The sequence below is a fragment of the Pseudomonas sp. 9.2(2024) genome (assembly GCF_039695385.1).
Lineage (GTDB): Bacteria > Pseudomonadota > Gammaproteobacteria > Pseudomonadales > Pseudomonadaceae > Aquipseudomonas > Aquipseudomonas paraglycinae.
Genome location: NZ_CP155585.1, coordinates 4,994,539 through 5,018,946, shown reverse-complemented (window position 1 = coordinate 5,018,946; position 24,408 = coordinate 4,994,539). Strand labels below are relative to the sequence as shown.

Annotated in this window: 25 protein-coding genes; 15 read left to right on the top strand and 10 right to left on the bottom strand. The window is 59.9% G+C overall.

What is annotated here, in order from left to right:
• Positions 1-164: 164 nt before the first annotated feature.
• Positions 165-881 carry an intradiol ring-cleavage dioxygenase gene (locus ABFB52_RS22600; RefSeq protein ID WP_129974150.1) on the top strand — a complete coding sequence of 239 codons (717 nt, stop codon included), beginning with the start codon at positions 165-167 and terminating at the stop codon, positions 879-881.
• On the opposite strand, the gene ABFB52_RS22595 is transcribed toward ABFB52_RS22600, so the two are convergent.
• Positions 878-2,059, bottom strand: coding sequence for an aminotransferase class V-fold PLP-dependent enzyme (locus ABFB52_RS22595; RefSeq protein WP_129974149.1), 1,182 nt, complete (start codon positions 2,057-2,059; stop codon positions 878-880). The two genes, ABFB52_RS22600 and ABFB52_RS22595, sit on opposite strands and share 4 nt — an antisense overlap.
• 30 nt (positions 2,060-2,089) lie before the next feature.
• The gene (locus ABFB52_RS22590; RefSeq protein WP_003213031.1) at positions 2,090-2,326 is read right to left on the bottom strand and encodes a DUF3820 family protein; all 237 of its coding nucleotides are present in this window, start codon (positions 2,324-2,326) and stop codon (positions 2,090-2,092) included.
• Positions 2,327-2,531: 205 nt separating this feature from the next.
• On the opposite strand from ABFB52_RS22590, the gene ABFB52_RS22585 reads away from it, so the two are divergent.
• Positions 2,532-2,999, top strand: coding sequence for a PA2169 family four-helix-bundle protein (locus tag ABFB52_RS22585; protein WP_007951153.1), 468 nt, complete (start codon positions 2,532-2,534; stop codon positions 2,997-2,999).
• A gap of 69 nt (positions 3,000-3,068) precedes the next feature.
• Here the strand turns inward: ABFB52_RS22585 and ABFB52_RS22580 are convergent, their stop codons facing one another.
• Together ABFB52_RS22580 and ABFB52_RS22575 are read right to left on the bottom strand one after the other, a co-directional pair.
• On the bottom strand, positions 3,069-3,539 hold the full coding sequence (locus tag ABFB52_RS22580; protein ID WP_129974148.1) for a MaoC family dehydratase: 471 nt from the start codon (positions 3,537-3,539) through the stop codon (positions 3,069-3,071).
• Between the two features lie 42 nt (positions 3,540-3,581).
• Positions 3,582-4,526, bottom strand: coding sequence for an alpha/beta hydrolase (locus tag ABFB52_RS22575; protein WP_102717279.1), 945 nt, complete (start codon positions 4,524-4,526; stop codon positions 3,582-3,584).
• A 248-nt stretch (positions 4,527-4,774) separates the two neighbouring features.
• Between ABFB52_RS22575 and fadD2 the strand changes: the two genes are divergently transcribed.
• Together fadD2 and fadD1 are read left to right on the top strand one after the other, a co-directional pair.
• Entirely contained in the window at positions 4,775-6,463 is a 1,689-nt protein-coding gene (gene fadD2, locus ABFB52_RS22570) for a long-chain-fatty-acid--CoA ligase FadD2 (RefSeq protein ID WP_129974147.1), read from the top strand.
• 347 nt (positions 6,464-6,810) lie between these two features.
• Positions 6,811-8,508 (top strand): long-chain-fatty-acid--CoA ligase FadD1, encoded by a 1,698-nt coding sequence (fadD1, locus tag ABFB52_RS22565; RefSeq protein WP_064598913.1) that lies wholly within the window; start codon positions 6,811-6,813, stop codon positions 8,506-8,508.
• Between the two features lie 238 nt (positions 8,509-8,746).
• Here fadD1 and ABFB52_RS22560 read toward each other — a convergent pair whose 3' ends face one another.
• Positions 8,747-9,124, bottom strand: a complete 378-nt coding sequence (locus ABFB52_RS22560) for a hypothetical protein (RefSeq protein ID WP_007951149.1) — start codon at positions 9,122-9,124, stop codon at positions 8,747-8,749.
• Between the two features lie 197 nt (positions 9,125-9,321).
• Here ABFB52_RS22560 and ABFB52_RS22555 point away from each other — a divergent pair, with 197 nt between their 5' ends.
• The 3 genes from ABFB52_RS22555 (at position 9,322) to def (ending at position 11,183) form a co-directional block, all read left to right on the top strand.
• The gene (locus ABFB52_RS22555) at positions 9,322-9,513 is read left to right on the top strand and encodes a CsbD family protein (protein ID WP_064598911.1); all 192 of its coding nucleotides are present in this window, start codon (positions 9,322-9,324) and stop codon (positions 9,511-9,513) included.
• A 177-nt stretch (positions 9,514-9,690) separates the two neighbouring features.
• Positions 9,691-10,641, top strand: a complete 951-nt coding sequence (locus ABFB52_RS22550) for a YihY/virulence factor BrkB family protein (RefSeq protein WP_039766115.1) — start codon at positions 9,691-9,693, stop codon at positions 10,639-10,641.
• A 2-nt stretch (positions 10,642-10,643) separates the two neighbouring features.
• Positions 10,644-11,183: a peptide deformylase gene (gene def, locus ABFB52_RS22545; protein WP_085745175.1), complete on the top strand. Its 540-nt coding sequence runs from the start codon at positions 10,644-10,646 to the stop codon at positions 11,181-11,183.
• Here def and ABFB52_RS22540 read toward each other — a convergent pair whose 3' ends face one another.
• Positions 11,184-11,603: a GNAT family N-acetyltransferase gene (locus ABFB52_RS22540; RefSeq protein WP_129974146.1), complete on the bottom strand. Its 420-nt coding sequence runs from the start codon at positions 11,601-11,603 to the stop codon at positions 11,184-11,186.
• A gap of 337 nt (positions 11,604-11,940) precedes the next feature.
• On the opposite strand from ABFB52_RS22540, the gene ABFB52_RS22535 reads away from it, so the two are divergent.
• The 5 genes from ABFB52_RS22535 to ABFB52_RS22515 all read left to right on the top strand — a co-directional run bounded on the left by ABFB52_RS22535 (position 11,941) and on the right by ABFB52_RS22515 (position 17,273).
• Positions 11,941-12,882, top strand: coding sequence for a fatty acid desaturase (locus ABFB52_RS22535; RefSeq protein WP_129974145.1), 942 nt, complete (start codon positions 11,941-11,943; stop codon positions 12,880-12,882).
• Positions 12,883-12,889: 7 nt separating this feature from the next.
• Positions 12,890-13,681, top strand: coding sequence for a PhnD/SsuA/transferrin family substrate-binding protein (locus tag ABFB52_RS22530; RefSeq protein WP_085745172.1), 792 nt, complete (start codon positions 12,890-12,892; stop codon positions 13,679-13,681).
• A 127-nt stretch (positions 13,682-13,808) separates the two neighbouring features.
• Positions 13,809-14,354: a sigma-70 family RNA polymerase sigma factor gene (locus ABFB52_RS22525; protein ID WP_085745171.1), complete on the top strand. Its 546-nt coding sequence runs from the start codon at positions 13,809-13,811 to the stop codon at positions 14,352-14,354.
• The gene (locus tag ABFB52_RS22520; RefSeq protein WP_085745170.1) at positions 14,351-15,364 is read left to right on the top strand and encodes an ABC transporter substrate-binding protein; all 1,014 of its coding nucleotides are present in this window, start codon (positions 14,351-14,353) and stop codon (positions 15,362-15,364) included. The genes ABFB52_RS22525 and ABFB52_RS22520 overlap by 4 nt, the downstream gene beginning before the upstream one ends.
• Positions 15,365-15,953: 589 nt before the next feature.
• Positions 15,954-17,273, top strand: a complete 1,320-nt coding sequence (locus ABFB52_RS22515; RefSeq protein ID WP_129974144.1) for a PAS domain-containing methyl-accepting chemotaxis protein — start codon at positions 15,954-15,956, stop codon at positions 17,271-17,273.
• A 73-nt stretch (positions 17,274-17,346) separates the two neighbouring features.
• Here the strand turns inward: ABFB52_RS22515 and ABFB52_RS22510 are convergent, their stop codons facing one another.
• The 3 genes from ABFB52_RS22510 to ABFB52_RS22500 all read right to left on the bottom strand — a co-directional run bounded on the left by ABFB52_RS22510 (position 17,347) and on the right by ABFB52_RS22500 (position 20,054).
• Entirely contained in the window at positions 17,347-17,913 is a 567-nt protein-coding gene (locus tag ABFB52_RS22510) for a hypothetical protein (RefSeq protein WP_129974143.1), read from the bottom strand.
• Between the two features lie 153 nt (positions 17,914-18,066).
• The gene (locus ABFB52_RS22505) at positions 18,067-19,488 is read right to left on the bottom strand and encodes an MFS transporter (protein ID WP_129974142.1); all 1,422 of its coding nucleotides are present in this window, start codon (positions 19,486-19,488) and stop codon (positions 18,067-18,069) included.
• Between the two features lie 125 nt (positions 19,489-19,613).
• On the bottom strand, positions 19,614-20,054 hold the full coding sequence (locus tag ABFB52_RS22500; RefSeq protein ID WP_064598890.1) for a PACE efflux transporter: 441 nt from the start codon (positions 20,052-20,054) through the stop codon (positions 19,614-19,616).
• A gap of 121 nt (positions 20,055-20,175) precedes the next feature.
• On the opposite strand from ABFB52_RS22500, the gene ABFB52_RS22495 reads away from it, so the two are divergent.
• Positions 20,176-21,048, top strand: coding sequence for a LysR family transcriptional regulator (locus ABFB52_RS22495; protein ID WP_129974178.1), 873 nt, complete (start codon positions 20,176-20,178; stop codon positions 21,046-21,048).
• 51 nt (positions 21,049-21,099) lie between these two features.
• Here ABFB52_RS22495 and ABFB52_RS22490 read toward each other — a convergent pair whose 3' ends face one another.
• Positions 21,100-22,131 carry a LacI family DNA-binding transcriptional regulator gene (locus ABFB52_RS22490; RefSeq protein WP_102687280.1) on the bottom strand — a complete coding sequence of 344 codons (1,032 nt, stop codon included), beginning with the start codon at positions 22,129-22,131 and terminating at the stop codon, positions 21,100-21,102.
• Between the two features lie 216 nt (positions 22,132-22,347).
• Here ABFB52_RS22490 and ABFB52_RS22485 point away from each other — a divergent pair, with 216 nt between their 5' ends.
• Positions 22,348-22,881 (top strand): gluconokinase, encoded by a 534-nt coding sequence (locus ABFB52_RS22485; RefSeq protein WP_064598881.1) that lies wholly within the window; start codon positions 22,348-22,350, stop codon positions 22,879-22,881.
• 83 nt (positions 22,882-22,964) lie between these two features.
• Positions 22,965-24,317 (top strand): GntP family permease, encoded by a 1,353-nt coding sequence (locus tag ABFB52_RS22480; protein WP_064598879.1) that lies wholly within the window; start codon positions 22,965-22,967, stop codon positions 24,315-24,317.
• Positions 24,318-24,408: the final 91 nt, after the last annotated feature.

Sequence of the window (24,408 nt, the reverse complement as noted above, 5' to 3'; positions counted from 1 at the left end):
GTGTGTTCTACGGCTTTACGGTGCGCTTGGTCGGTGCACCGTTTTTTTTTGCCCGTAAAAAACTTCGTTATCTCGCGATACGTTATTTGGAGATACATAGTTACCGCACTTGGCTTCGCGTGTGACGTTAACCTGCGTTCATCTTAAGGAAGAGAGAACGCGTCATGGATAACCAGCCTTCAGCTCCATCGGTTTATCAACTGGCCCCCGAGCAAGTCGCCGGGCCGTATTTCCGCAATCCCAAACTGCTGCGCCGCAACATCAGTGAAGGCGCCGAAGGCCTGCCGCTGTTGCTGCGCCTGACCATCGTCGATGCCATGACCGCCGAGCCGGTCAGCGGTGCGCTGGTGGATATCTGGCACTGCAACGCACGCGGCGCGTATTCCGGCTGGAGTCGGGTGAACCCGGATCTGGAAGTCGACGTCGAGGACATTGGCTCGATCCCGCGAACCGACGACGACACCTATCTGCGCGGCGGCCAGTTCAGCGACCACAAGGGCAGGGTGCGCTTCACCACGATCTATCCGGGTTTCTATGCCGGGCGAGCGCTGCACATTCACGTGGCGGTACGCATCGTTGCCGGCAATGAGTACCTCGAGGAGCGCAACGTGGCCTGGGTCGGGCAGCTTTATTTTCCGGAGATGGTTTCCCGTGGCGTGCTCAATGCCAAGGCCTATCGCGGGCGCAGCTCGCTGCCGGTGTGCAACACCGACGATGCCTATTACGCCAACATGGGCGGTGAAGAGTCGACCCTGACGGTGTGGCCGATCAGCCGCGATTCACACGAGGACGGTTACTTTGGCCACCTCACGATCGGCATCGACACCTTTGCGGTGTCGTCGCAGATCAAGCCCGAGGACTTCGACAAGTACACGGTTTAACGCAGTTCGTTCAGCGCCTGAATCAGCGACTGAATCTCCGCCGCCGTGGTGGTCAGCGACGGCGTGACACGGATGCACGGCCCGCAGGCTGCGCCGTTGCGCACGACAGTGAACAGGTCGTAGTCGTTGAGCAGGCGTTCGACCATCGCCTGCTGGTCGGCATGACGGGTAAAGCGCAGAGAGGTGATGCCGCAGTACAGGCGCGGATCGTCCGGGGTCGTGACTTCGATGCCCGGCAGATTGCGCACGGCGCTGACCCACAGGTTGCGCAGGTAATTCACCCGCGCGCCTTTGGCGGCCGCGCCACCGAGTGCGCGGTGTTCCTCGAACACCAGTGGCAAGGTCATCAGCGCCGGAATGTTCGGCGTGCTGTAAGGCGTGCGCGAACGGATGTCGCCAGCCGAAAAATGCATCTCGCCCATGTCCGGATCGATGTGGGCCAGGCGCTGTGGAGCGATGTAGATAAAGCCGAGGGTCAGCGGCGAGCCGATCCACTTGTGCAGGTTGTACCCGGCGAAGGCGATGCCCAGCGCTTCCAGGTCGAACTCGATCTGACCAAGGGCATGGGCACCATCGAGGATGATGTCGACGCCGTATTCCTTGGCCAGCGCGGCAATGGCCTGCACCGGCATCACCAGCCCGGTGCGGTGGGTGACGTGGGTCAGCGCCATCAGCTTGAGCTTCGGATAGCGGATGAAGGCTTCGCGGTAAGTCGCCAGCAGGCTGTCGAAGGTGGCGGGGTGGGCGTGCTCGATCTCGATCACCTCGACCCCGCGATGCTTTGCCAGCCAGCGCATGGCGCCCTTGACCGTGTCGTACTCCAGATCGCAGATCAGCACCTGGTCGCCAGGCTGCAGACGGTTGTAGTTGCGGATCAGCGATTGCAGGCCGGCAGTGGCGTTGTGGGTGAACGCCACGCTTTGCGCGCGGACGCCGATCAGCTCGGCCAGTTGCGCGCGGATGTCGAGGCTGTCGTGCTGCTCGAAACGCTGTCGCACGTAGATCGAGTTGCTGTTGTTGATCAGCTCGATGTTGCGCTGGTACTCCTCGACCACCGTGCGCGACATGCGCCCGAAGTAGCCATTCTCCAGATTCACGGGGCCGGGGTGGCGGTCGTAACGGTCGGCGAAGGTTTGCCAGAAGGCTTCGTCTCGGGCACGGCGGGTGTTATCGGGCATGGTCGACTCGACTCGGATCAGGGTGACGCCTTAGTGGCGTGGGGCAGGTTTGCCGTGTTTGGCGCGCAGCGGTTCGAGCAGTTCCGACAGGCCGTTGTGATCGATTTCCTGCATCAATGCCAACAGCCCGCCCAGTTCGCCATGGGGAAATCCTTCCCGGGCAAACCAGTTCAGGTAGGGGCCCGGCAGGTCGGCAATGATCCGGCCCTTGTATTTGCCGAAGGGCATTTCGCGGGTGATCAGCAGTTCGAGCTTTTCAGGGTTCATCGTTGGAATCGTCTGGCTTTGAAAACACTTCGGAAAATACAGGCATTCTGCATGCAGGCCAAATGACAGATCATGCAAATAACAGGCATACAGATTTTCGTTTTATTTATAAGTTATTGAAAATTAACGATTAATTTCTTTTCGAAAAGCTGGCATGACCACTGCAATACTCCTTGCATCTTTCACCCACGCAAGGAATTGAAAAATGACTGACATGAATAAAGAAGCCATCTCCGTCCTCAACGACCTGATCGAAACCAGCAAGGACGGTCAGGAAGGCTTCAAGACCTGCGCTGAAGACATCAAGCACCCAGAGTTGAAAACCCTGTTCGTGAAACGCTCCGCCGATTGCGCAACGGCTGCGGCCGAGCTGCAAGCCGCGGTGCGTTCGATGGGTGGCGATCCGGAAACCTCGACCAGTGTCAGCGGTGATTTGCACCGTCGCTGGGTCGACGTCAAAGCGATGTTCACCGGCAAAGATGAAGAAGCGGTGCTCAACGAAGCCGAGCGCGGTGAAGACCACGCCCTGAAGGCTTATCGTGAAGCGATCGAGAAGATCAACAAGCACAACCTGGTCGGCATTCGTGATCTGGTCGAACGCCAGTACCACGGCGTGCAACGCAATCACGATCAGGTGAAGGCGCTGCGTAACCAGGCTCGCGCACGCTCGTAAGCGTTCGAAGCCCACAAAAAACGCCAGCTGGTCTGGCGTTTTTTTGTGTCCGGATTTAACCGAGGACGATCAGCCGATGCTGATGGCCGGCAACGTCGGCAGGGTAACAGTCTGCTGCTTGCGCGGCGCCAGAATTTCGGCCTCGCCATCTACTACCAGCTCATCGCGCTGGTTGAATACGCGAGTGGCGATGCGCACGCGGAACTTCGGCAGTTTCTCGAGGATTTCCAGGCGCACGGTCAGGGTGTCGCCGATCTTCACCGGCTTCTGGAAGCTCATCTGCTGGCCGATATAAATGGTGCCCGGTCCTGGCAGCTCGCAAGCCACTGCCGCACTGATCAGCGCGCCGCTGAACATGCCGTGGGCGATGCGTTCCTTGAACATGCTGGCGGCGGCGAACTCGGCGTCCAGGTGCACCGGGTTGTGGTCGCCGGACATCGCGGCGAACAGCTGAATGTCGCGTTCCTCGACAGTCTTGCTGTAGCTCGCGGTCTGGCCCACTTCGAGGGCGTCGTAAGGGATATTGGTAACCTGGGTCATGGGTCTGAATTCCTGTGACGGATGAAATGAATCCACAAAAAATTATTCGCTGCGGTGCGGCCGGCGATGGCTCAGGGCCTGGTCGATCCAGACCAGCACATCGGCGGTCACTTCGTCGCGGTTGCTCTCGTTGAACAATTCGTGCCGCGCCTGCGGGTAGATCTTGAGTTGCAGGTTCTGGCTGCCGGCCGCGCGCAAGGCGTTGGCCAGATCAGTCAGACGCTTGCCTTCGCTCACCGGATCACATTCGCCGCCGATCACCAGCAGCGGCAGGCCCGGATCGATCTGGGCGAGATTGGACGCTTTGCTGATTTGCTGCAACCCGCCGAGCAAGTCGATCCATAGTTGATTTGTGCAGCGAAAGCCACACAGCGGGTCGGTGGCGTACTTGTCGACCTCGGCCGGGTCGCGACTCAGCCAGTCAAACGCGGTGCGCGCCGGTTTGAATTTATTGTTGAACGAGCCGAACGACAGCCATTCGATCAGCGCGCTGCGACCCTTGGCGCCCTGGCGCAGCTTTTCAAACCGGGCGATCTGCCGGGCCGCGCGATACAGCGCAACCGGCTGGAAATTCGAGCCACTGAGAATCGCGCCATGCAGGCTGGCGCTGTGATGCAGTAAATAAGCCTGAGCGATGTAACTGCCCATGCTGTGCCCGAGCAGCACGATCGGCACGCCTGGATGACGCTGGCCGAGGAACTGGTTGAGGCTCGCGAGATCACCGACCACCTTGCACCAGCCATCGTCATCGGCGAAATGCCCCAGCGTCCCATGATCGGCGGTTTTGCCATGGCCGCGCTGGTCGGGCGCGTACACGCCGTAGCCTTCAGCACAGAATGCTTCTGCCAGCCTTGCATAGCGGGCACTGTGTTCTGCCATGCCGTGAGCCAGCAGAATCACCGCCTTCAGTGGCGCGTTCGGCAGCCACAGGTTGACGAAGAGGCGGCTGCGGTCACTCGCGTCCAGCCAGAAGGTGTCGTGGATCATGGCGATTCCTTTTGCGGCCTGTTTTTGCTCAAGCGTCGTGCAGAGGTTGCATTGTATAGCGCGTCCGATCAGCTCACGCCACGGCAGGAAGATTCACACGATCAATGACGACCTTGCCCATATTTGCCTGATTGACCATAGCTGCTAGTGTCCGTGAAGCCCCGCTTTTTGCTCTCGACTTTTTCAGGGACAGAAAGAAATGACAGCGAAGCGGCCCCGGATCGGCTCAGGTAAAGAGGACAAGAACAATGCAACCTGATTTCTGGAATGACAAACGCCCGGCGGGCGTACCCCTGGACATCGACGCGGGTGAATTCAAGTCGGTGATCGAGGTGTTCGAGCGTTCCTGCAAGAAATTCGCTGATCGCCCGGCGTTCAGCAACATGGGTGTGACCCTGACCTATGCCGAGCTGGAGCGCCAGAGCGCCGCGTTCGCCGGTTATCTGCAAGCCCACACCGACCTGGCGCCGGGGGATCGCATTGCGGTGCAGATGCCCAACGTCCTGCATTATCCGATTGCCGTGTTCGGCGCCTTGCGTGCCGGGCTGATCGTCGTCAACACCAACCCGCTGTACACCGCGCGGGAGATGCGTCACCAGTTCAAGGACTCCGGTGCCCGGGCGCTGGTGTACCTGAACATGTTCGGTCAGAAGGTTCAGGAAGTGCTGCCGGACACCGACATTCAGTTCCTGATCGAAGCGAAGATGGGTGACCTGATGCCCACCGCCAAGGGCTGGCTGGTCAACACCGTGGTCAGCAAAGTGAAGAAAATGGTCCCGGCGTATTCGCTGCCCCAGGCGATTTCCTTCAAGAGCGCGTTGCGCATGGGCCGGGGCCTGGGCATCAAGCCGTTGAAGGTCGGCCTGGATGACATCGCCGTTCTGCAATACACCGGCGGCACCACCGGCCTGGCCAAGGGCGCGATGCTCACCCACGGCAATCTGGTGGCGAACATGCAGCAGGTGCGCGCCTGCCTTGGTCAGTTCGGCAGCGACGGCCAGCCGCTGTTGCGTGAAGGGCAGGAGGTGATGATTGCGCCGCTGCCGCTGTACCACATCTATGCGTTCACCGCGAATTGCATGTGCATGATGGTGTCGGGCAACCACAACGTGCTGATCACCAACCCGCGCGACATCGGCGGCTTCATCAAGGAGCTGAAGAACTGGAAGTTCTCGGCGCTGCTGGGGCTCAACACCCTGTTCGTCGCGTTGATGGATCACCCGGACTTCAAGACCCTGGACTTCTCCACCCTCAAGCTCACCAACTCCGGCGGCACCGCGCTGGTCAAGGCCACCGCCGAGCGCTGGGAGCAGATCACCGGTTGCCGGATCACCGAAGGCTACGGTCTGACTGAGACCTCGCCGGTGGCCTGCACCAACCCGTACGGCGAGCTGTCGCGGATCGGCACGGTCGGCCTGCCGGTGCCGGGCACCCGCTTGAAAGTCATCGATGACGATGGCGTCGAGCAGCCTTTAGGCGAGCGCGGCGAGTTGTGCATCAAGGGCCCGCAGATCATGAAGGGTTATTGGCAGAAACCTGAAGCCACCGCCGAAGTGCTGGATGCCGAGGGCTGGTTCAAGTCCGGCGACATCGCGGTAATCGACCCGGACGGTTTCGTGCGCATTGTCGACCGCAAGAAGGACATGATCATCGTCTCGGGTTTCAACGTGTACCCGAACGAAATCGAAGACGTGGTGATGGCTCACCCGAAAGTCGCCAACTGCGCAGTGATCGGCGTGCCGGATGAGCGTTCCGGTGAGGCGGTGAAGCTGTTTGTGGTGGCGCGGGAAACCGGGGTGAGCCTGGAAGAGCTGAAGGCCTACTGCAAAGAGAATTTCACGGCGTACAAGGTGCCGAAACACATCGTGCTGCGTGAGTCGTTGCCGATGACGCCTGTCGGGAAAATTCTGCGCAGAGAGTTACGCGATATCGCCTGATCGGTGATGCGTACCCGTTGAGTACGAAAGATCGCAGTCTCTGGCGGCTACCTCAAGCTGCGGGAGGCTGCGACTTTTGCTTTCTATCCGCGACGTTGTCCCCGAAAACCGGGACTTTCAAGGTGTTATAGGATTTTTGCTCTAAAATGACTGCCAGTAGTTCTTGAGTCATTAAAATGACTGTAGGGGCCGCTTTTGGCTCTAGTCGACCCTTGGCAAAGCTGCTACTCTCGGCGCGCTTTGTGACTTCTCGGCCTTGTAAAAAGCCAGACTCACCAATAAACAAACACCAATAATAATCGCATCAAATGCGGTGCTGAATTCGCGTTGCTGAGGAGTGGGCTTCCATGATCGAAGACTTTTGGAAGGATAAGTACCCCGCTGGAATTGCTGCCGACATCAATCCAGACGAGTACCCGAATATTCAGGCAGTGTTGAAGCAATCCTGCCAACGCTTCGCCGACAAACCGGCGTTCAGCAACCTGGGCAAGACCATCACCTACGGTGAACTGTACGAGTTGTCCGGTGCGTTTGCCGCTTATCTGCAACAGCATACCGATTTGCAGCCCGGTGATCGAATCGCCGTGCAACTGCCCAACGTGTTGCAGTACCCGGTCGCCGTCTTCGGTGCCATCCGTGCCGGGCTGATCGTGGTCAACACCAACCCGCTGTATACCGCGCGGGAAATGGAACACCAATTCAACGACTCCGGTGCCAAGGCGCTGGTGTGCCTGGCGAACATGGCGCACCTGGCCGAAGCCGTGGTGCCGAAAACCGGCGTCAAACACGTCATCGTCACCGAAGTCGCCGACCTGCTGCCGCCGATCAAGCGCCTGCTGATCAACAGCGTCATCAAGTACGTGAAGAAAATGGTTCCGGCCTATCACCTGCCAAAAGCCGTCAAGTTCAACGACGTGCTGAGCAAGGGCCAGGGTCAGCCGGTCGCCGAAGCCAACCCGGACAGCGGCGATGTCGCGGTGCTGCAATACACCGGCGGCACCACCGGCGTGGCCAAGGGCGCGATGCTCACCCATCGCAACCTCGTCGCCAACATGCTGCAGTGCAAGGCGCTGATGGGCTCCAACCTCAATGAAGGTTGCGAGATCCTGATCACGCCGCTGCCGCTGTACCACATCTATGCGTTTACCTTTCATTGCATGGCGATGATGCTGATCGGCAACCACAACATCCTGATCAGCAACCCGCGCGACCTGCCGGCGATGGTCAAGGAGCTGTCGAAGTGGAAGTTCAGCGGTTTCGTCGGCCTCAACACGCTGTTCGTGGCCCTGTGCAACAACGAAGGTTTCCGCAAGCTGGATTTCTCGGCGCTGAAAGTCACCCTGTCCGGCGGCATGGCCCTGCAACTGGCCGCGGCCGAGCGCTGGAAAGCGGTCACCGGTTGCCCGATCTGCGAAGGTTACGGCATGACCGAAACCAGCCCGGTGGCCACGGTCAACCCGATCCAGAACATCCAGATCGGCACCATCGGCATTCCGGTGCCGTCGACCCTGTGCAAAGTCATCGACGATGCCGGTGTCGAGCAGCCGCTGGGCGAAATCGGCGAGCTGTGCGTCAAGGGCCCGCAAGTGATGAAGGGTTACTGGCAGCGTCAGGAAGCCACCGATGAAATGCTCGACAGCGAAGGCTGGCTGAAAACCGGTGACATCGCGCTGATCCAGCCGGACGGCTACATGCGCATCGTCGATCGCAAGAAAGACATGATTCTGGTGTCCGGTTTCAACGTGTATCCGAACGAACTGGAAGACGTGCTGGCGGCCCTGCCGGGCGTGTTGCAGTGCGCAGCCATCGGCGTTCCGGACGAGAAATCCGGCGAGGCGATCAAGATCTTCATCGTCGCCAAACCGGGTGTCACGCTGACCAAGGAACAGGTGATGGAGCACATGCGCGCCAATGTCACCGGCTACAAGGTGCCGCGTTCCGTTGAATTCCGCGATGCGCTGCCGACCACCAACGTCGGCAAAATCCTGCGTCGCGAGTTGCGCGACGAAGAGCTGAAGAAGATCAAGGCGAAGAGCGCCGCATAAAACAAAAAGCCCCGCAGATGCGGGGCTTTTTGTTGGTGCAGAGCAGGGCCTGGATTATGCGGTGAACCTGCCCCTCACCCCAGCCCTCTCCCGAGGGAGAGGGAGCCGATCGGGGGGGCTGTTCAAAACCCGAGTTCGGCTCGATATCTCAGGTCGACGTACCTTGTCCAATCACCTCGGTCGGTCCCCTCTCCCTCTGGGAGAGGGCTAGGGTGAGGGGGGAGGGGCCCCCGAAATCTTACTGGCGGAACGGCGCGAAGTTCACATTGGTGCCCGCCGGGCGCATGTCCTGCAGGTACGAGTCCTTGTCGGCGCTCAGTTCCAGGCTCAGGGCCGCCTTGCGCTTGCCTTCGTTGCGGATCACCAGGCCTTCGAGCTTTTCGCGCAGAAACACGGTCGGCACTTTCAGGTGCAGCAGTTCGTCGGTGGCCGGGGTGTGCATCAACAGGTGAATCCACTCGTACTGACCGATGGCCAGGCGCGACACCGGCAAGTCGAACCACCAGATGTTGCGGTTGCGGTTCAGTTCGGCGAAGTGGCAGTTGTTGGTGCCGAGCACGGCACCGCCCAGTTCCTGGTTGCGACGGGCGATGGCCTGCTTTTTATCGAGTTTCATAACATTCCTGCGGGATCGGTTCTGTGGCGCATGGCGCCCTTATGGTGGGCATTCTCGGGGGTACGCTCGCAAACATAAAGCCCAACCTGCACGCCGCGACGAAATGAAGCCCTGAAAATAAATGAAACTTGGCGCAAACCGGGCCAGTCAATCATTACGTACTGACTTTCCCCGTTAATGTTCCAAGGAGAATCACCATGGGTAGCACGAGCGATAAAGTGAAAGGCATGGCCAACGAAGCGGTCGGCAACGTCAAGCAAGGTGTCGGCAAAGCCACCGACAACACCAAACTGCAGGCCGAAGGTAAAGTGCAAGAGAAGAAAGGCGAGGCCCAGCAAGCGGTGGGCAAAGCCAAGGACGCGGTCAAGAAAGGCGTCGACAAGGCTTGATAGAGCCTTGAACGAAACAACGAAGCGGCCATCCAAGGATGGCCGTTTTCGTGTCCCGTTCATATGCGGTCACGGATCACAGTGTTTCAAAGTCGCCAAGTAAGCTACTTTGATGAGAGAAAAACGGCCCCTGAGTCGCCACGACTTCAACCTGTTTTGCGGCGAAAGGAGACGCGAATGATTTTTCCGGACATGAAAGGTCTGCCCCTGCACCGGGTGATGGTGCGCACGGTCACTGAATTCGTCGACGACGAGATGTCGACCTATGCCTCGGCACTGGCCTACCAGATGCTGTTCTCGCTGTTCCCGTTCATTCTGTTCCTGATTGCCCTGATCGGCTTCCTGCACCTGCCGGACTTCTTCTCCTGGCTCCGCCTGCAATCGGAGCTGGTGTTGCCGCCCCAGGCGCTGGAGCAGGTCAATCCGGTGATCGATCAACTGCAGCAATCCAAGGGCGGCCTGCTTTCGGTGGGTATCGTCATCGCCCTGTACACCGCGTCTGCCGGCGTGCGCCTGATGATGAGCGCGATGAACGCCGCCTACGACGTAGTCGAGGGCCGGCCCCTGTGGAAGCGCTTCCCGCTGTCGATCATCTACACCGTCGGCATCGCTGGCATGTTGCTGGTGGCCGCGGCGCTGATGGTGCTCGGTCCGCAGGTGATGGGCTGGATCGCCGCGCAGGTCGGGCTGGAAGAAGTCATCGTCACCTTGTGGACGATCGCCCGCTGGCCGGTGATCGTGATCCTGATGATGGTGGCCGTGGCGCTGATCTACTACGTGATGCCAGACGTCAAACAGGAGTTTCGCTTCATCACCCCGGGTTCGGTGCTGGCGGTGGTGGTGTGGATCATCGCGTCCCTGGGGTTCGCGTTCTACGTCAAGACATTCGCCAACTACAACGCCATGTATGGCAGCATCGGTGCGATCATCGTGCTGTTGCTGTATTTCTACATTTCCGCCGCCGTGTTGCTGCTCGGCGCGGAGATGAATGCGGTAATCGAACATATGTCCAGCGAGGGCAAGGATTCGGGCGAGAAAGTCCCCGGCGAACTCGATGAACATCCCAAACAACACGTTTCCGGCCTCGGGCGCGATCACTCGCTCAAGCCGAACACTGACGAAGCCTGATCATGATCCGTGAAATCCTGAAGATGGGCGACGAACGCCTGCTGCGCATCGCCCCGCCAGTGCCCGCCGAAATGCTCGACAGCCCGGAACTATGGCAACTGATCGACGACATGTTCCAGACCATGGAAAGCGTGGGCGGGGTCGGCCTGGCCGCGCCGCAGATCGGTGTCGACCTGCAACTGGTGATCTTCGGTTTCGAGCACAGCGAGCGTTACCCGGACGCCGAAGCGGTGCCGCAGACGATCCTGATCAACCCGCTGATCACGCCGCTCAGTCCGTTGATGGAAGAGGGTTTTGAGGGCTGCCTGTCGGTGCCTGGCCTGCGGGGCGCGGTGGATCGTTATCAGCAGATTCGTTACGAAGGCGTCGATCCGAAGGGCGAGCCGATTGTGCGTGTGGCTTCGGGATTCCATGCGCGGGTGGTGCAGCATGAGTGTGATCACCTGATTGGGCGGCTGTACCCGTCGCGCATTACCGATTTCAGCAAGTTCGGTTTCACCGAGGTGATGTTTCCGGACCTCGACCCCGACGCCGACGACTGACTAGTCCACGCGCGGTGCCAGCTCCATGGCAATCATCGGTTTGCTCCGCGCATAACGGCTCAAGCGCTCGGCCATGGCCTGGGGCAGGGCGGGGTCGAAGGTGAAGGCGCGTCGCTCGTAGAAACCGCGCAAGTCCGGGTGGCAGAACAGCCATACCGGCGCCTCGACACCCTTCACTGCTTCGGCAATCAACTGCGCGGCGATGCCTTGCTCACGGTAGGCCGGATCAACAAACAGTCCGGTCAGCCAATGCCCGCCGATCACCGGTCGCAGACACAGCGCCGCCACGATTTCCTCCCGCCGCGCCACCCACAATTGCGCCTCGCGCACCGCTTTCATCGACGATTGATGCTGGCGGTAGAACTTGTTCATCAAGGGCCAGGACAGGTCGTCGAGCTGGCTGTAACGGATGTCGGTCATGAATCGAACTGCCGGTGCAAAAGCCGCGGATTATAAAACAACGTGCCCGCCGGGATAGGTGTATACCTGATCTCACATCCCCTCTGAGTGGAGTACGCATCATGTCCAAAGGTATGGATTCGAAGAAAGCCGCGAAGAAGAAACCGGCCAAGACCGCCATCGAAAAACGCCACGAGAAAAGGGCGAAGAAAGTCGACATCTTTGGCCATTGATCACGCCGTTCGGGAGCCCGGATCCGGGCTCCTGTCTTGTCCTTGAAAACAGACTGAAAAAATAAACTGCAAGAATTTCCGTTGTCGTTGCACAGAAGGAATGGACTCCTTTTCCGAGCAACGCCATGGCCCATTACTTTGACGATCAGCATCGTCAGCAAATCGAAACCCTGCGCCAGCGCTTCACCGCCCGCACCGAGTGGCCGACCTGGCTGCTGCTGGTCGGCGTGTACGGCGGCTGGTTTGCGATTGTGCTGGGCAGCGAATGGCTTGGCCTCTGGTGGAGCACGCTGCTGCTGATTCCGTTGCTGGTGTTGTGGCTGTCGGCTCAGCACGAATTGCTCCACGGACATCCGACGCGCTGGACCTTCGTCAACAAAGTCCTCGGCTATGCACCATTCGCGGTGTGGTATCCGTACACGCTCTATCGCGACAGCCATTTGCAGCACCATCGCGATGAGGACCTGACGATCCCCGGTGTCGATCCCGAAAGCCGTTATCTGAGCGCCGAACGCTGGCAGGGCAGTTCGCTGTTCGAACGCAGCCTGCACTGGCTGAACAAAACCGTATTGGGCCGCTTCATTCTTGGCGCGCCGCTGGCGTTGCTGGCGCTGGCCGGCGAAGAACTGCAACGCCTGAAAAACCGTGAACGCCAGGCCTGGCTGATGTGGCTGACCCACGGTGCCCTGACCGTACTGATGCTGTTTTTCATCGCCCGCTACAGTGTGTTGCCGATCTGGCATTACCTGTTTTTGATCAGCGTGCCGGCGCTGTCGACTGCGATGGTTCGTTCCTACTATGAACACCGGCCGCACACGCAACCGGAGCAGCGCACGGTGCTCAACGAAGCCGGATGGCCGTGGCGCTGGCTGTTCCTGAACCTGAATTTCCATCTGGTGCACCACGATTTGCCGAAGCTTTCGTGGTACGACTTGCCCGAGGCCTACCGCATGCGCCGGGAGCAATGGGTGGCGCGCAGCGGCGGATTTCTGGTGCAAGGTTATGGGCAACTGTGGCGCCGGCACGGCATCAAGCCGATCGACAGCCCGCAGCATCCGTTTATTTGAGGCGACCATGACGTCAGGTTACGCAGAGCTATTGATGTACATCGCACCCGAGCCGATCCGCGCGGCGAACGAGCAGTGGCTGGCGCGGATCCTCGAACACCTCGGCCGTTCGCGGCTTGATGCCGACGGTCAGTCGTTGCTCGAACTCTGGCGCTCGCCTGAGTTGCTGCTGACCCAGACCTGCGGCTATCCGCTGATGACCGCGCTGCGTGGGCAGGTCAGGATTGTCGGCCGTCCGCGCTACGAATTGCCGGACGCCAGCGCCGGCAATCATTGCAGCCTGATCCTCGCCCGCGCCGATGATCCACGCCGCAGCCTGGCGGAGTTCTTCGACAGTCGCGGGGTGATCAACAGCGAAGACTCCAACAGCGGCATGAACCTGTTGCGTCAGCGTCTGGCGCCGTTGCACCGGGACGGCCAGTTTTTCGCCTCGGTCGGCATCAGTGGCGGTCACCGCGAAAGCCTGCTTTGGTTGCGCGAAGACCGTGCCGATCTGGCGGCCATCGACAGCGTGACCTTTGCGTACCTGGCGCAGTACGCCGCCGAAGAGGTCAGCGGATTGCGAGTGGTAGCGCGCAGCGCGTTCAGTCCGACATTGCCCTTCATCACTTCGGCCAGCACGACTGACGGACAGATCGAACACCTGCGCCGGGCCATGAACCGCAGTCTTCAAGACCTGCCCGATGTGGCCCGCACCCTCGGTTTGCCCGAAGTATTGCCCGCCAGCGAAAGCGATTACCTCGTCTTGCTGGATTACCAGCGCGAGGCCGAAGAACTGGGTTATGGCCGCTTGCGTTAGCGGCTTCTTGTAATTCACTAATGGAATATAAAAATTCTTTTTAAGTATTTTTAACGCATAAGGCACCTTGCTAGGATCGCGCCACCGGACGACCGGACATTCAGCGACCCTTTACCAAGGAGCCCCCATGTCCGGCGCCGACTCATCCCATCGCAATCATGTGAACACGTTGTTTCGCGACCACTACCAGTGGTTGTGCACACGTCTGCGTCGGCAATCGAATGATGCGGCCACGGCCGAAGACATCGCCGCCGAAACCTTCGCGCAACTGCTCGAAGCCCCCGGCCTGACCGCCATCCGCGAACCCCGCGCCTTGCTCACCACCATCGCCCAACGTCTGCTGTATGAGCGCTGGCGGCGGGGCGATCTGGAGCGTCGGCATCTGCACCAACTGCAACAAGGTGACCTCGATCACGCGCCGTCTCCCGAAGAACTCGCCGACCTGTCGCAGAGCCTCAAGCACCTGGACCGGACACTCCGGCGCCTGCCAGGCAAGGTGCGCTCGACCTTTCTGCTGGCGCGCATCGACGGCCTGACCTACCCGCAAATCGCTGCCGAACTGGGCATCTCCCAGCGTTCGGTGAGCCTGTACATGACCCGTTCCCAGGCCCTGTGCAACCGCCATAGCGCCAACCAAACCCTGATTTCCTCCCAGAACAAGAGGTCCGCATGAGATCGATCAAAACCCTGCTCGGCAGTTCGCTGCTGGCCCTGACCCTGACTGCCGGGCACGTCGTGGCAGCGGAAAAAACCGCGCCGATCCACTTCGGCGACATCACCTGGGAAAGCGGCAGCTTCATCACCGAAGTGCTGCGCCTGATCGTCGAAAAAGGCTACGGCTACCCGACGGACACGCTGCCGGGCAGCACCGTCAGCCTGGAAGCGGCGCTGGCGAAAAACGATATTCAAGTGATCGGCGAAGAGTGGGCCGGGCGCAGTCCGGCGTGGGTCAAGGCTGCCGCCGAGGGCAAAGTGTTCGGCCTCGGTGACACGGTGAAGGGCGCCACCGAGGGTTGGTGGGTGCCGGAGTACGTGATCAAGGGCGATCCCGAGCGCGGAATCAAACCGCTGGCACCGGAGCTGAAATCCGTGGCCGACCTGCCGCGCTACAAGGATGTGTTCAAGGATCCGGAAGACCCGAGCCGTGGGCGCTTCCTCAACAGCCCGACCGGCTGGACCTCGGAAATCGTCAACAGCCAGAAGCTCAAGGCGTATGCGCTGAACGACACCTTCGTCAACTTCCGCACCGGCTCCGGCGCGGCGCTGGATGCCGAGGTGGCGTCGTCGATCAAGCGCGGCAAACCGGTGCTGTTCTACTACTGGTCGCCGACGCCGCTGCTCGGTCGCTTCAAACTGGTGAAGCTGGAAGAGCCGCCGTTCGACGCCGAAGCCTGGAAAACCCTGGCCGACGCCAACAACCCCAACCCGAAAGGCACCCGCTCGATGCCGGCGAGCCTGGCGATTGGCGTGTCGGCGCCGTTCAAGGCGCAGTATCCGGAGCTGGTGACGTTCTTTGAGAAAGTCGATTTGCCGATTGATCTGCTGAACCAGACCCTGGCCGGGATGAGCGAGAAACGCCAGCAACCACGGCAGGTGGCCGAGGCGTTCCTGCGCGATCAGCCGCAAGTGTGGAAGCCTTGGGTGCCGGGTGATGTGGCAAACAAGGTGAGCGGGAGTCTGTAGTTCGTTTCTGATATTTCTGTAGTGCTGCACCGATACCATCGCGGGCAATCCCGCTCCCACAAGGTTCTGCGCGATGTTCAAGCCTGCGTGGTACCTGTGGGAGCGTGGCTTGCCCGCGATGGCGTTCGACCAGACAAAACTTTTTTGCGCTGAACCGTTTCTCGTCCGCTTCCTGTCCGAATTCCCTCAGTACTGGCCGACTAGTGGCCTTGCGCAAGGCTTCGTGCTGTCTATGCTCATTCATAACTAACTATGTCGAACGCCATCCAATGCGCTACGACCGCTAGCGGTTACCGATCTCAAAGCTGCCAGAGTGCGCAATCCAAGGCACCGACACTTGACCGACAAGGAGCTGTTTTTTAAATGGAAGTTCTTCTGCATGTTAGGAATGGCCCGCCCGCGGGCTATCAAGAGAAGGATGTCTTGATTAGAGCGTCGTCGCATGGACTCTCCGATTAATCATCGTTTATCACCTGACAACTTCCTCCCGTGGAGGAAGGCGTGTGCCTGTTCTGTGGAACGTAGTGGTGGATTCTGAAAGACCTGAACTTTCATCAAATCAAAAGAACGCGCGGAAGGTGATCGAGACATGTTCAACCTACATCACAAGGCTGACCTGCAGGAAATCGAACGCTTCAGTTGTGCCCTGACCGAGGCCAACGCCAAGTTGGCGGCGATCAGCCGTTCGATGGCAATGATCGAATTCACCCCCGATGGCATCGTGCTGGATGCCAATGACAACTTCTGCAAGACCATGGGCTACAGCGCCGAAGAAGTGCGTGGCAAACATCACCGGGTCTTTTGTGAAGAGGAGTTTTATCGCAGCGAGGAATACGCCAAGTTGTGGCGTGACCTGGCCCGGGGCGAACCCATCAGCGGCACTTTCCTGCGCTTGAACAAAAGCCGCCGGGAGATCTGGCTCGAGGCCAGTTACATGCCGGTGTATGGCCCGGACAAACAAGTCAGAAGCGTGATCAAAGTGGCGGCGGACATCACGGCGCGCGTGAACAAGGAAAAGGAAGAAGAGAGCATGCTGGCGGCGATCGGTCGCTCGATGGCAGTGATCGAGTTCACCCCGGAAGGCAATGTGATCACGGCCAACGACAACTTCCTCAAGACCATGCAGTACTCGCTCAACGAAATCGTCGGCCATCACCACAGTCTGTTCTGTCACCGGGTCGAAGCCGAGTCCGCGCAGTACAAGGCGTTCTGGGCTTCGCTCAATCGCGGCGAATATCACTCGCACCGGTTCGAGCGCAAGAACAAGTCCGGGCAGACCGTTTACCTCGAAGCCTCGTACAACCCGTTGTTCGACGCCAAGGGCCGGCTGTACAAAGTGGTGAAGTTCGCCAGCGATATCACCCACCAGATGACCACCTTGCAGACCGCTGCGGAATCGGCCCACAGCACTTCGGTACAAAACGACGCCTGCGCGCAAAAAGGCTCACAGGTCGTGCAGCAAACGGTGCAGATCATTCAGGACATTTCCCGCGACCTCAACGAAGCGGCGCTGAGCATCGATGCCGTCAGCAAGCAGTCGGACATCATCGGCACCATCGTTCAGACCATTCGCGGAATTGCCGACCAGACCAACTTGCTGGCGCTCAACGCAGCCATCGAAGCGGCGCGGGCGGGTGAGCACGGGCGCGGTTTTGCGGTGGTGGCAGACGAAGTGCGCAGCCTCGCGGCACGGACCAGTCAGGCGACCCTGGAGATCGTCGATGTGGTGCGCAAGAACCACGAGTTGTCATTAAGCGCAGTGTCGAGCATGCAGTCGAGCCTGAGCCGCACCGGGCTCGGGGTGGAACTGGCGAACGAGGCGGGCGACGCGATCCGGGAGATTCAGCAGGGCTCGCGGCATGTGGTGGATGCGATCAGTCAATTCAACGAGACGTTGCAGTTGAATTGACGGTTTCACGGCTGAAAAAAAGGATCCCCGTGGGGATCCTTTTTTATTGCGCCGCTGCGCAGCGTGATGCGGGTCAGAGCGAAGCGAGGAACTTGTCAGCCGACTCGTCGCTGATCTTCGCCGAGTTGGCATCTTGCTTGTTCTGCTTCTCGGCTTCGGCCAGCTTCATCTTGTCCTGCAGTCGCTCGGCGATTTCTTTGCCGATGGCCAGTTGTTTCTCCGGCGGCATGGCTTTGATGTCGTCTTCGGTCAGACCCATTTCCTTGAGGATACTGTCGCGCAGACGCTGTTCCGGCGTTTTGCTCATGTAGTCCTTGAACTCGTCCAGGGCCGATGAGCCTGTGGATTTGGTCGACGAAGTATCGGAGGTTTGCAGGGCGACGCGGGTCTTGGCGAATGCTTCGTCGACGTTGTCGCTGATGCGCGTGGCTTCGCTGACTTGCTGGGTCGCCAGTTGGGTGGCCGATTCCTGCACTTTGGCGGTGGCTTCGGCGGTTTGCGCCTGGGCCTGGTTTTGCAGGGTCTGCAGCATCGCGCCGTGCAGGCCGCCTTGCAGACCGGCCGCTGCGGTGGCGGTTGCATCGTCATTCAGCTGCTTGGGCAGGTGGATGATTTGCTGTTGTTTTGCACTGACCAACATGATGAGTGAACCTGTAGGTAATGACTGTCAGCCCTAGGCAGCAATTACCGTGCCTATCGAATAAGTCTTTTAATTTCAATGGCTTGTGTTTTTAAGTGAACAGCCAAAGCGGTCATCCCTTGCCGGTGGGCGGCAGAGGATGACCGTTGTCCGTCAGCGATGGGCGATGTTTTCCAGCGCCAGGTTACGGGTGCGGGGGCCGAAATAGCCGATGGTCAGCATCACGATCAACATGCTGGCGACGATGAACGCCAATACGCCCGGTGTGCCGAAGTGGTCGAGGAACAAACCGATCAACAGGCTGCTGAACACCGTCGACAAACGACTGAACGAATAGCAGAACCCCACCGCCCGGGCGCGGATGTTGGTGGGGAACAGTTCGCTCTGATAGGAGTGGTAACTGAAGCTCAGCCAGGCGTTGCAGAAGGTGATCATCACACCGCAGAAGATCAGGCCGAAGGCGCTGGTCTGCAATGCGAACAGAGTGCCGAAGGTCATGGCGCCGAGGGCCGAGCCGACGATCTGCCATTTGTTCTCGAAGCGGTTGGCGAATTTGACGAACAGCAGCGGCCCGAGCGGGTAGGCGAGGGTGATGATGAACGCGTACATCAGGCTGTGAATGACGCTGACACCCTGACCGGAGAGCAACGCCGGCAGCCAGTTGCCGAAGCCGAAGAAACCGATGGCCTGGAAGATGTGGAAGACGATCAGCATCAGCGCGCGACGCCGGTAAGGTGGCTGCCAGATATCGGCGAAACGGCCCTTGCCTTCGACGTCGACGGCTACCGCTTCCGGTGCATCCAGTGGCTGGTGGTGATCCTTTTCGCAGCGCGCCTCGATGCCGTCGAGAATCCGGTTCGCCTCATCGAAACGGCCATGCTGGGCCAGCCAGCGCGGCGACTCCGGCAGACGCTTGCGCAGCCACCAGATGAACAGCGCAAACACCGCGCTCGCCAGCACCACCCAACGCCAGCCACTGATGCCGAACGGCGCCTGTGGCACCAGCCACCAGGACATCAACGCCACTGCCGGTACCGACAGGAACTGCACGAAAAATGCGAAGGCAAACGCCGAACTACGCATGCGCTTGGGCACCAGTTCCGAGAGATAGGCGTCGATGGTCACCAGCTCGATGCCAAGGCCGATGCCCACCAGAAAACGCATGCAGATGATCCCCAGCGCCGAACTCTGCACGCCCATCAGCACCGTGGCCACGGTGTACCAGACCAGCGCGAAGGTGAAGATCGCCCGTCGCCCGAAACGATCCGCCATCGGGCTGAGCAGGCTGGCGCCGAGAAACAGGCCGAGGAACGTCGCCGAGGCAAACGCAGCCTGATCGGAGAAACCGAACACGCCCTGATTGCCGGTGGCGAAGATGCCGTCGTGGATCAGCCCGGGGCTGATGTAGGCGGTCTGGAACAGGTCGTAGAGTTCGAAGAAACCACCGATCGATAGCAGCGCCACCAGCCGCCAGATCGTGGCGACGGCCGGAAGGCGGTCGATGCGGGCGGAAATCTCGGCGGCGCGTATCGGGTCGATGCCGTCGCGTTGCGCGGCGGGGGCGTGTGCAGTCATGGGCTGATCCATTTTTTATTGATGGAAAAGCTTAGCCTGCTATCGGAAATCAAGGATTGTTTATATCGGCGGTTGGCGCGGTAAAACCGCCGATTTCTTGCAATATCTGCTTACCAATTGACGATTTATGTCGCGGGCTGTGGATCCGGCAATGCCGAGGCGGGTAGGCCGAACACCTTATCGAACAGCCAGTTGAACGCGAAGGTGTAGCAAGGGATGAACACGATCAGTGCCAGATCCAGCAAAAAGGCCTGCACCAGACTGATGTTCATCCACCACGCGATCAGCGGAATCAGGAATACGATCAGCGTCAGCTGGAACCCGACGGCGTGGGCGATGCGCCGTTTCACCGTGCGGGTGCGTGACACCTGGCGGCTTTCCCAGCGCTCAAACAGCGAGGTGTAGATGAAGTTCCAGGTCACGGCGATGGTGGTGATGATCACCGCCAGCGGACCGGTGCTGCCGGGCGATGTGCCGGACAACAGGGCGAGGCCGAGGGCCGAGAAGGTCATGCCGATCACTTCATAGAGCGACACATAGACCAGTTTGCGTTTGACGCCTTGCATGGGGAATTGCCTCTTTCTTGCGACTTGTGGCCAATGGGACTGGCGAAGGCGACGAAAGATAGCTTCAATATAGATGACAGAAAAAGTCAGTAGCTTTCAGTTTTATTGACAGGTGTGAGAAGTGAATTTCAACAGTGAAAGCATCGAGCTGTTTCTCGCCGTGATCGAACGCGGCTCGTTTTCCGCCGCTGCGAGGGCATTGGGCAGAGTCCCGTCGGCGGTGAGCATGGCCATCGGCAATCTGGAGGCGGAACTCGGTTACTCGCTGTTTGATCGCAGTCACCGCGAACCGCAACCCACGGCAATGGCGCTGTCGCTGGTGCCCCATGCTCGGTTGATCGCCGATCAGCTCAAGCAATTGCAGGTGCATGCGGTGCAGTTGTCGCTGGGGCTTGAGAGCAAATTGTCGATTGGCGTGGCGGCGGATATCGATCGCCGACGGTTGCTGACGGCGATCACGGATCTCAGCGAGCGTCATCCACTGCTCGACATCGAAGTGCTGACCGCGCCGCAGGATGATGTGCTGGCGATGCTCCATAGTGGCCGGGTCAGCGTGTGTCTGGCGTTCGCCGGGTTGAGCGTGAATGTGCTGGAGCGTTTTCAGTTTGTCGGCAGTGAGCGGATGATCGCCACGCTGGCGGCGGACAGCCCGTTGTTGCAGGGGCAGGATCTGTTTCTTGAGGACCTGGTGCATGTGCGGCAGATCGTCGTCGGCAGCCGCGACTTGCCGATCAGCGAAACCCGGCCGCTGGTGGCCGAATCCCACTGGCGCACCGACAATCTGGAGACAGCACTGGAAATGGTCGAGGCTGGGTTGGGCTGGGGCAATTTTCCGCTGTCGGTGGTGCAGCCGTGGCTCGATAGCGGACGGCTGAAACGGTTGAACTTCCGCAATATCGAAAACGGCTTGGTGCTGCCGGTGCACGCGGTGTGGCTCAAGAGCCAGCCGTTGCAGAAGGGGGCGCTGGCGCTTGTTGAAATACTCGGCCGGTGATCGTTCCCACGCTCTGCGTGGGAACGATCAACAGGTTATTGCCGTGCGGGGTCAGGTGCTCTCGCGAATCTTCAGCTCGAACCCCATGTCTTCGACCGGCCGCGCCACGCTATTGCCGGCCATCAGCGTCAGCATCTGCTCCGCCGCTCGCTTGCCGATCGCTTCGCGGGGCGTGTTGATGCTGCTCAGGCGCGGCACCATGTGTTCCGACATCGGCAGGTCGTTGAAGCCGAGGATCGCCACTTGCTCGGGGACCCTGATCCCGTTGCGCAGCGCTTCGAGCAGGGCGCCCTGAGCCAGGTCGTCGTTACCGAAGAAGATCGCATCGACATCCGGATGCGCCGCCAGCAGTTGCAGGAACAACTCGCCGCCCAGGCCCACGGACGATGAACGCGGGGTCAGCACTTCCAGATCCGGGTCGTAGCGACCGGCCTTCTGTAGCGCTTTGCGAAAGCCTTCGCCACGCAGCAGGGTGCGCTGATCGAGCTGCGCGCCGATGTACGCCAGACGCTTGCGGCCACGGGACAGCAAATGTTCGGCAGCCGTTTCCCCGGCGCTGAGCTGGGAGAAACCGACGCAGTTCACCCCGGCCGCGCTGTCCAGCTCCATCATGTACACGCAGGGAATGTTGCTGGCCTCGATCATCCGCCGCGAGCTTTCAGTGCGGTCGAAGCCGGTGAGCAGCAAACCGCGTGGCTGATAGGCCATGTAGTTGCGCAGCAGGTTTTCTTCTTCATCGCGGGAATAGTGGAAGTTGCCGATCAGCACTTCGAAGCCTTTGGGCGTCAGTACCCGATGAATGGCTTCCAGGGTGTCGATGAATAAAAGATTGGACAGCGAAGGCACCAGAACCACCACTGAATGGCTTTGCGCCGAGGCCAGGGCGCGGGCAGCGGGGTTGACCACGTAGTTGAGTTCCAGCGCGGCTTTCTGGACTTTTTCCACCAGTTCGGTGGCAACCGTGCTGACCCCACGCAGGGCGCGGGAGGCGGTAATCGGGCTGACGCCGGCCAGACGGGCGACTTCATTGAGGGTGGGACGGCCGGTGGTGCGGGTGTTTTTATCGTTTTTAGGGGTGGTCATCGGGCGGCTTGCCAAACAAAAATCAAGGCACTAAGGTAGCGCTGTCCTTATGCAGCTGCAAATGCGTAAGCGAGGTCCTGCCTGATCCTCGCTTTTTGGCGTACCGACAAAACCTGCTGCAACCCAAAAAAACGACAAGAAGGCGTCGGCAACTTCTGCCTGTGCACTAGAGTCATAGCTAGCAAAGGTAGCGCTGTCTGCGCGCTGAGGTGTTACATGAATCATCCCATCACCGCCCTGGTCATCATGGGCGTTGCCGGTTGCGGCAAGACGTGCGTCAGCGAGGCCCTGTGCCAATTGAGCGGCGCCACTGCCATTGAAGGCGATACTTTCCATCCGGCCGCGAACATCGAAAAGATGAGCGCGGGGATCCCCCTGAATGACGAAGACCGTGCCGGCTGGCTCGACAGCCTGTGCGATGAACTGCGTCGCGTCGATGCCCTGGGCGAACGCCCGGTGCTGACTTGCTCGGCCCTCAAACACAGTTATCGCGAAGTGCTGCGCAGCGCCTTGCCGGGCCTGGGTTTCGTGTTCCTCGAATTGACGCCTGAAGTCGCCGCCGAACGTGTGTCCCACCGTCCGGGCCACTTCATGCCGGCCACCTTGATCGAAAGCCAGTTCGCCACCCTCGAATCGCCCAAGGGCGAGCCGTTGACCCTGGCCCTGAATGCTTCGATCCACAGCGTTGAAGAGCTCGCATCGCAAGCCCACGTCTGGTGGCAGGCCCATGGCCTGAAACAGGCGGTATGAGTGTGATTGCGAAGATAGCGCTGTCCATGCGACTTCTGATTAACCCGCTTTAATAACAACAACAAACCAGGAGACACCCCCTCATGTTTGGCATGTCCCATGACGCCTACCTGCTGCTCGATGCAGTGGTTACGGTGATCGGACTCATCGTCCTGATCACCAAATTCAAGATTCACCCCTTCATTGCCCTGACCATCGCCGCCGCGTTCCTCGGCCTGACCTCCGGCATGCCGATCGGCACCATCATCAAGGCGTTCCAGGACGGCTTCGGTGGCGTGCTCGGTTTCGTCGGCATCATCCTCGCGCTGGGTACGATGCTCGGCAAGATGATGGCCGAATCCGGCGGTGCCGATCAGATCGCCCAGACCCTGATCCGCGCCTTCGGCAAGGACAAGGTCCAGTGGGCGATGATGTTCGCCGCCTTCCTGGTGGGCATTCCGCTGTTCTTCGAAATCGGCTTCGTGTTGCTGATTCCGCTGGTGTTCATCGTGGCTCGCCGCACCGGTGTGTCGATCATCAAGATCGGCATCCCGCTGCTCGCCGGCCTGTCCGCCGTGCACGGTCTGGTGCCGCCGCACCCGGGCCCGCTGCTGGCCATCGGCGTGTTCGGTGCCGACATCGGCAAGACCATTCTGTACGGTCTGATCGTCGCACTGCCGACTGCAATCATCGCCGGTCCGATCTTCGGTACGTTCATCGCCAAGCACATTCCGGGTCATCCGAACCAGGAACTGGTTGATCAACTGGCCCGTGAAAACGATTCGGCCAATCTGCCGAGCTTCAGCATCACCCTGGTCACCGTGCTGCTGCCGGTGTTCCTGATGCTGCTGAAAACCTTCGCCGACGTGGCGCTGCCGGACGGTCATTTCTTCCGCACCTGGATGGACATGATCGGTCACCCGATCTCGGCACTGTTGCTGGCATTGCTGCTGTCGCTGTACACCTTCGGCTACAAGCAGGGCATCGGTTCTCAGCAGATGCTCAAATGGCTCGACGCGAGCCTGGCGCCAACTGCCGCGATCATCCTGATCATCGGTGCCGGCGGCGGCTTCAAGCAGATGCTGGTGACCAGCGGTGTGGGCGACGTGATCGGCCACATGGCGGTCAGCGCGCAGATCTCGCCGATCCTGCTGGCGTGGCTGGTGGCAGCGGTGATCCGCATCGCGACCGGTTCGGCCACCGTGGCGACCATCACGGGAGCGGGCATTGTGGTGCCGGTGGTGGGGATGATTCCGGGCGTGAACCGTGAGTTGCTGGTGCTGGCCACCGGTGCTGGCTCGCTGATCCTGTCCCACGTCAACGATGCCGGTTTCTGGCTGGTGAAGCAGTACTTCAACATGACCGTGGCCGAAACCTTCAAGACCTGGACGGCGATGGAAACCATCCTGTCGGTGGTGGGGCTGGGCTTTATTCTGTTGTTGTCGCTGTTCGTTTAACCTCGAACGCCAGACACAAAAAAGCCGCAGCGATGCGGTTTTTTTGTGCCTGGATCGTTCCCACGCTCCGCGTGGGAATGCAGCCCGGGAC

Bases quoted from the DNA above. Each gene is read 5' to 3' on its own strand.
- ABFB52_RS22585 (WP_007951153.1), top strand. From the start codon at position 2,532: ATGACTGACATGAATAAAGAAGCCATCTCCGTCCTCAACGACCTGATC.
- ABFB52_RS22520 (WP_085745170.1), top strand. From the start codon at position 14,351: ATGAGATCGATCAAAACCCTGCTCGGCAGTTCGCTGCTGGCCCTGACC.
- ABFB52_RS22560 (WP_007951149.1), bottom strand. From the start codon at position 9,124: ATGAAACTCGATAAAAAGCAGGCCATCGCCCGTCGCAACCAGGAACTG.
- ABFB52_RS22575 (WP_102717279.1), bottom strand. From the start codon at position 4,526: ATGATCCACGACACCTTCTGGCTGGACGCGAGTGACCGCAGCCGCCTC.
- ABFB52_RS22480 (WP_064598879.1), top strand. From the start codon at position 22,965: ATGTTTGGCATGTCCCATGACGCCTACCTGCTGCTCGATGCAGTGGTT.
- ABFB52_RS22590 (WP_003213031.1), bottom strand. From the start codon at position 2,326: ATGAACCCTGAAAAGCTCGAACTGCTGATCACCCGCGAAATGCCCTTC.
- ABFB52_RS22600 (WP_129974150.1), top strand. From the start codon at position 165: ATGGATAACCAGCCTTCAGCTCCATCGGTTTATCAACTGGCCCCCGAG.
- fadD1 (WP_064598913.1), top strand. From the start codon at position 6,811: ATGATCGAAGACTTTTGGAAGGATAAGTACCCCGCTGGAATTGCTGCC.
- fadD2 (WP_129974147.1), top strand. From the start codon at position 4,775: ATGCAACCTGATTTCTGGAATGACAAACGCCCGGCGGGCGTACCCCTG.
- ABFB52_RS22505 (WP_129974142.1), bottom strand. From the start codon at position 19,488: ATGACTGCACACGCCCCCGCCGCGCAACGCGACGGCATCGACCCGATA.
- ABFB52_RS22535 (WP_129974145.1), top strand. From the start codon at position 11,941: ATGGCCCATTACTTTGACGATCAGCATCGTCAGCAAATCGAAACCCTG.
- ABFB52_RS22485 (WP_064598881.1), top strand. From the start codon at position 22,348: ATGAATCATCCCATCACCGCCCTGGTCATCATGGGCGTTGCCGGTTGC.
- ABFB52_RS22595 (WP_129974149.1), bottom strand. From the start codon at position 2,059: ATGCCCGATAACACCCGCCGTGCCCGAGACGAAGCCTTCTGGCAAACC.
- ABFB52_RS22540 (WP_129974146.1), bottom strand. From the start codon at position 11,603: ATGACCGACATCCGTTACAGCCAGCTCGACGACCTGTCCTGGCCCTTG.
- ABFB52_RS22580 (WP_129974148.1), bottom strand. From the start codon at position 3,539: ATGACCCAGGTTACCAATATCCCTTACGACGCCCTCGAAGTGGGCCAG.
- ABFB52_RS22515 (WP_129974144.1), top strand. From the start codon at position 15,954: ATGTTCAACCTACATCACAAGGCTGACCTGCAGGAAATCGAACGCTTC.
- ABFB52_RS22555 (WP_064598911.1), top strand. From the start codon at position 9,322: ATGGGTAGCACGAGCGATAAAGTGAAAGGCATGGCCAACGAAGCGGTC.
- ABFB52_RS22530 (WP_085745172.1), top strand. From the start codon at position 12,890: ATGACGTCAGGTTACGCAGAGCTATTGATGTACATCGCACCCGAGCCG.
- ABFB52_RS22510 (WP_129974143.1), bottom strand. From the start codon at position 17,913: ATGTTGGTCAGTGCAAAACAACAGCAAATCATCCACCTGCCCAAGCAG.
- ABFB52_RS22490 (WP_102687280.1), bottom strand. From the start codon at position 22,131: ATGACCACCCCTAAAAACGATAAAAACACCCGCACCACCGGCCGTCCC.
- ABFB52_RS22550 (WP_039766115.1), top strand. From the start codon at position 9,691: ATGATTTTTCCGGACATGAAAGGTCTGCCCCTGCACCGGGTGATGGTG.
- def (WP_085745175.1), top strand. From the start codon at position 10,644: ATGATCCGTGAAATCCTGAAGATGGGCGACGAACGCCTGCTGCGCATC.
- ABFB52_RS22525 (WP_085745171.1), top strand. From the start codon at position 13,809: ATGTCCGGCGCCGACTCATCCCATCGCAATCATGTGAACACGTTGTTT.
- ABFB52_RS22500 (WP_064598890.1), bottom strand. From the start codon at position 20,054: ATGCAAGGCGTCAAACGCAAACTGGTCTATGTGTCGCTCTATGAAGTG.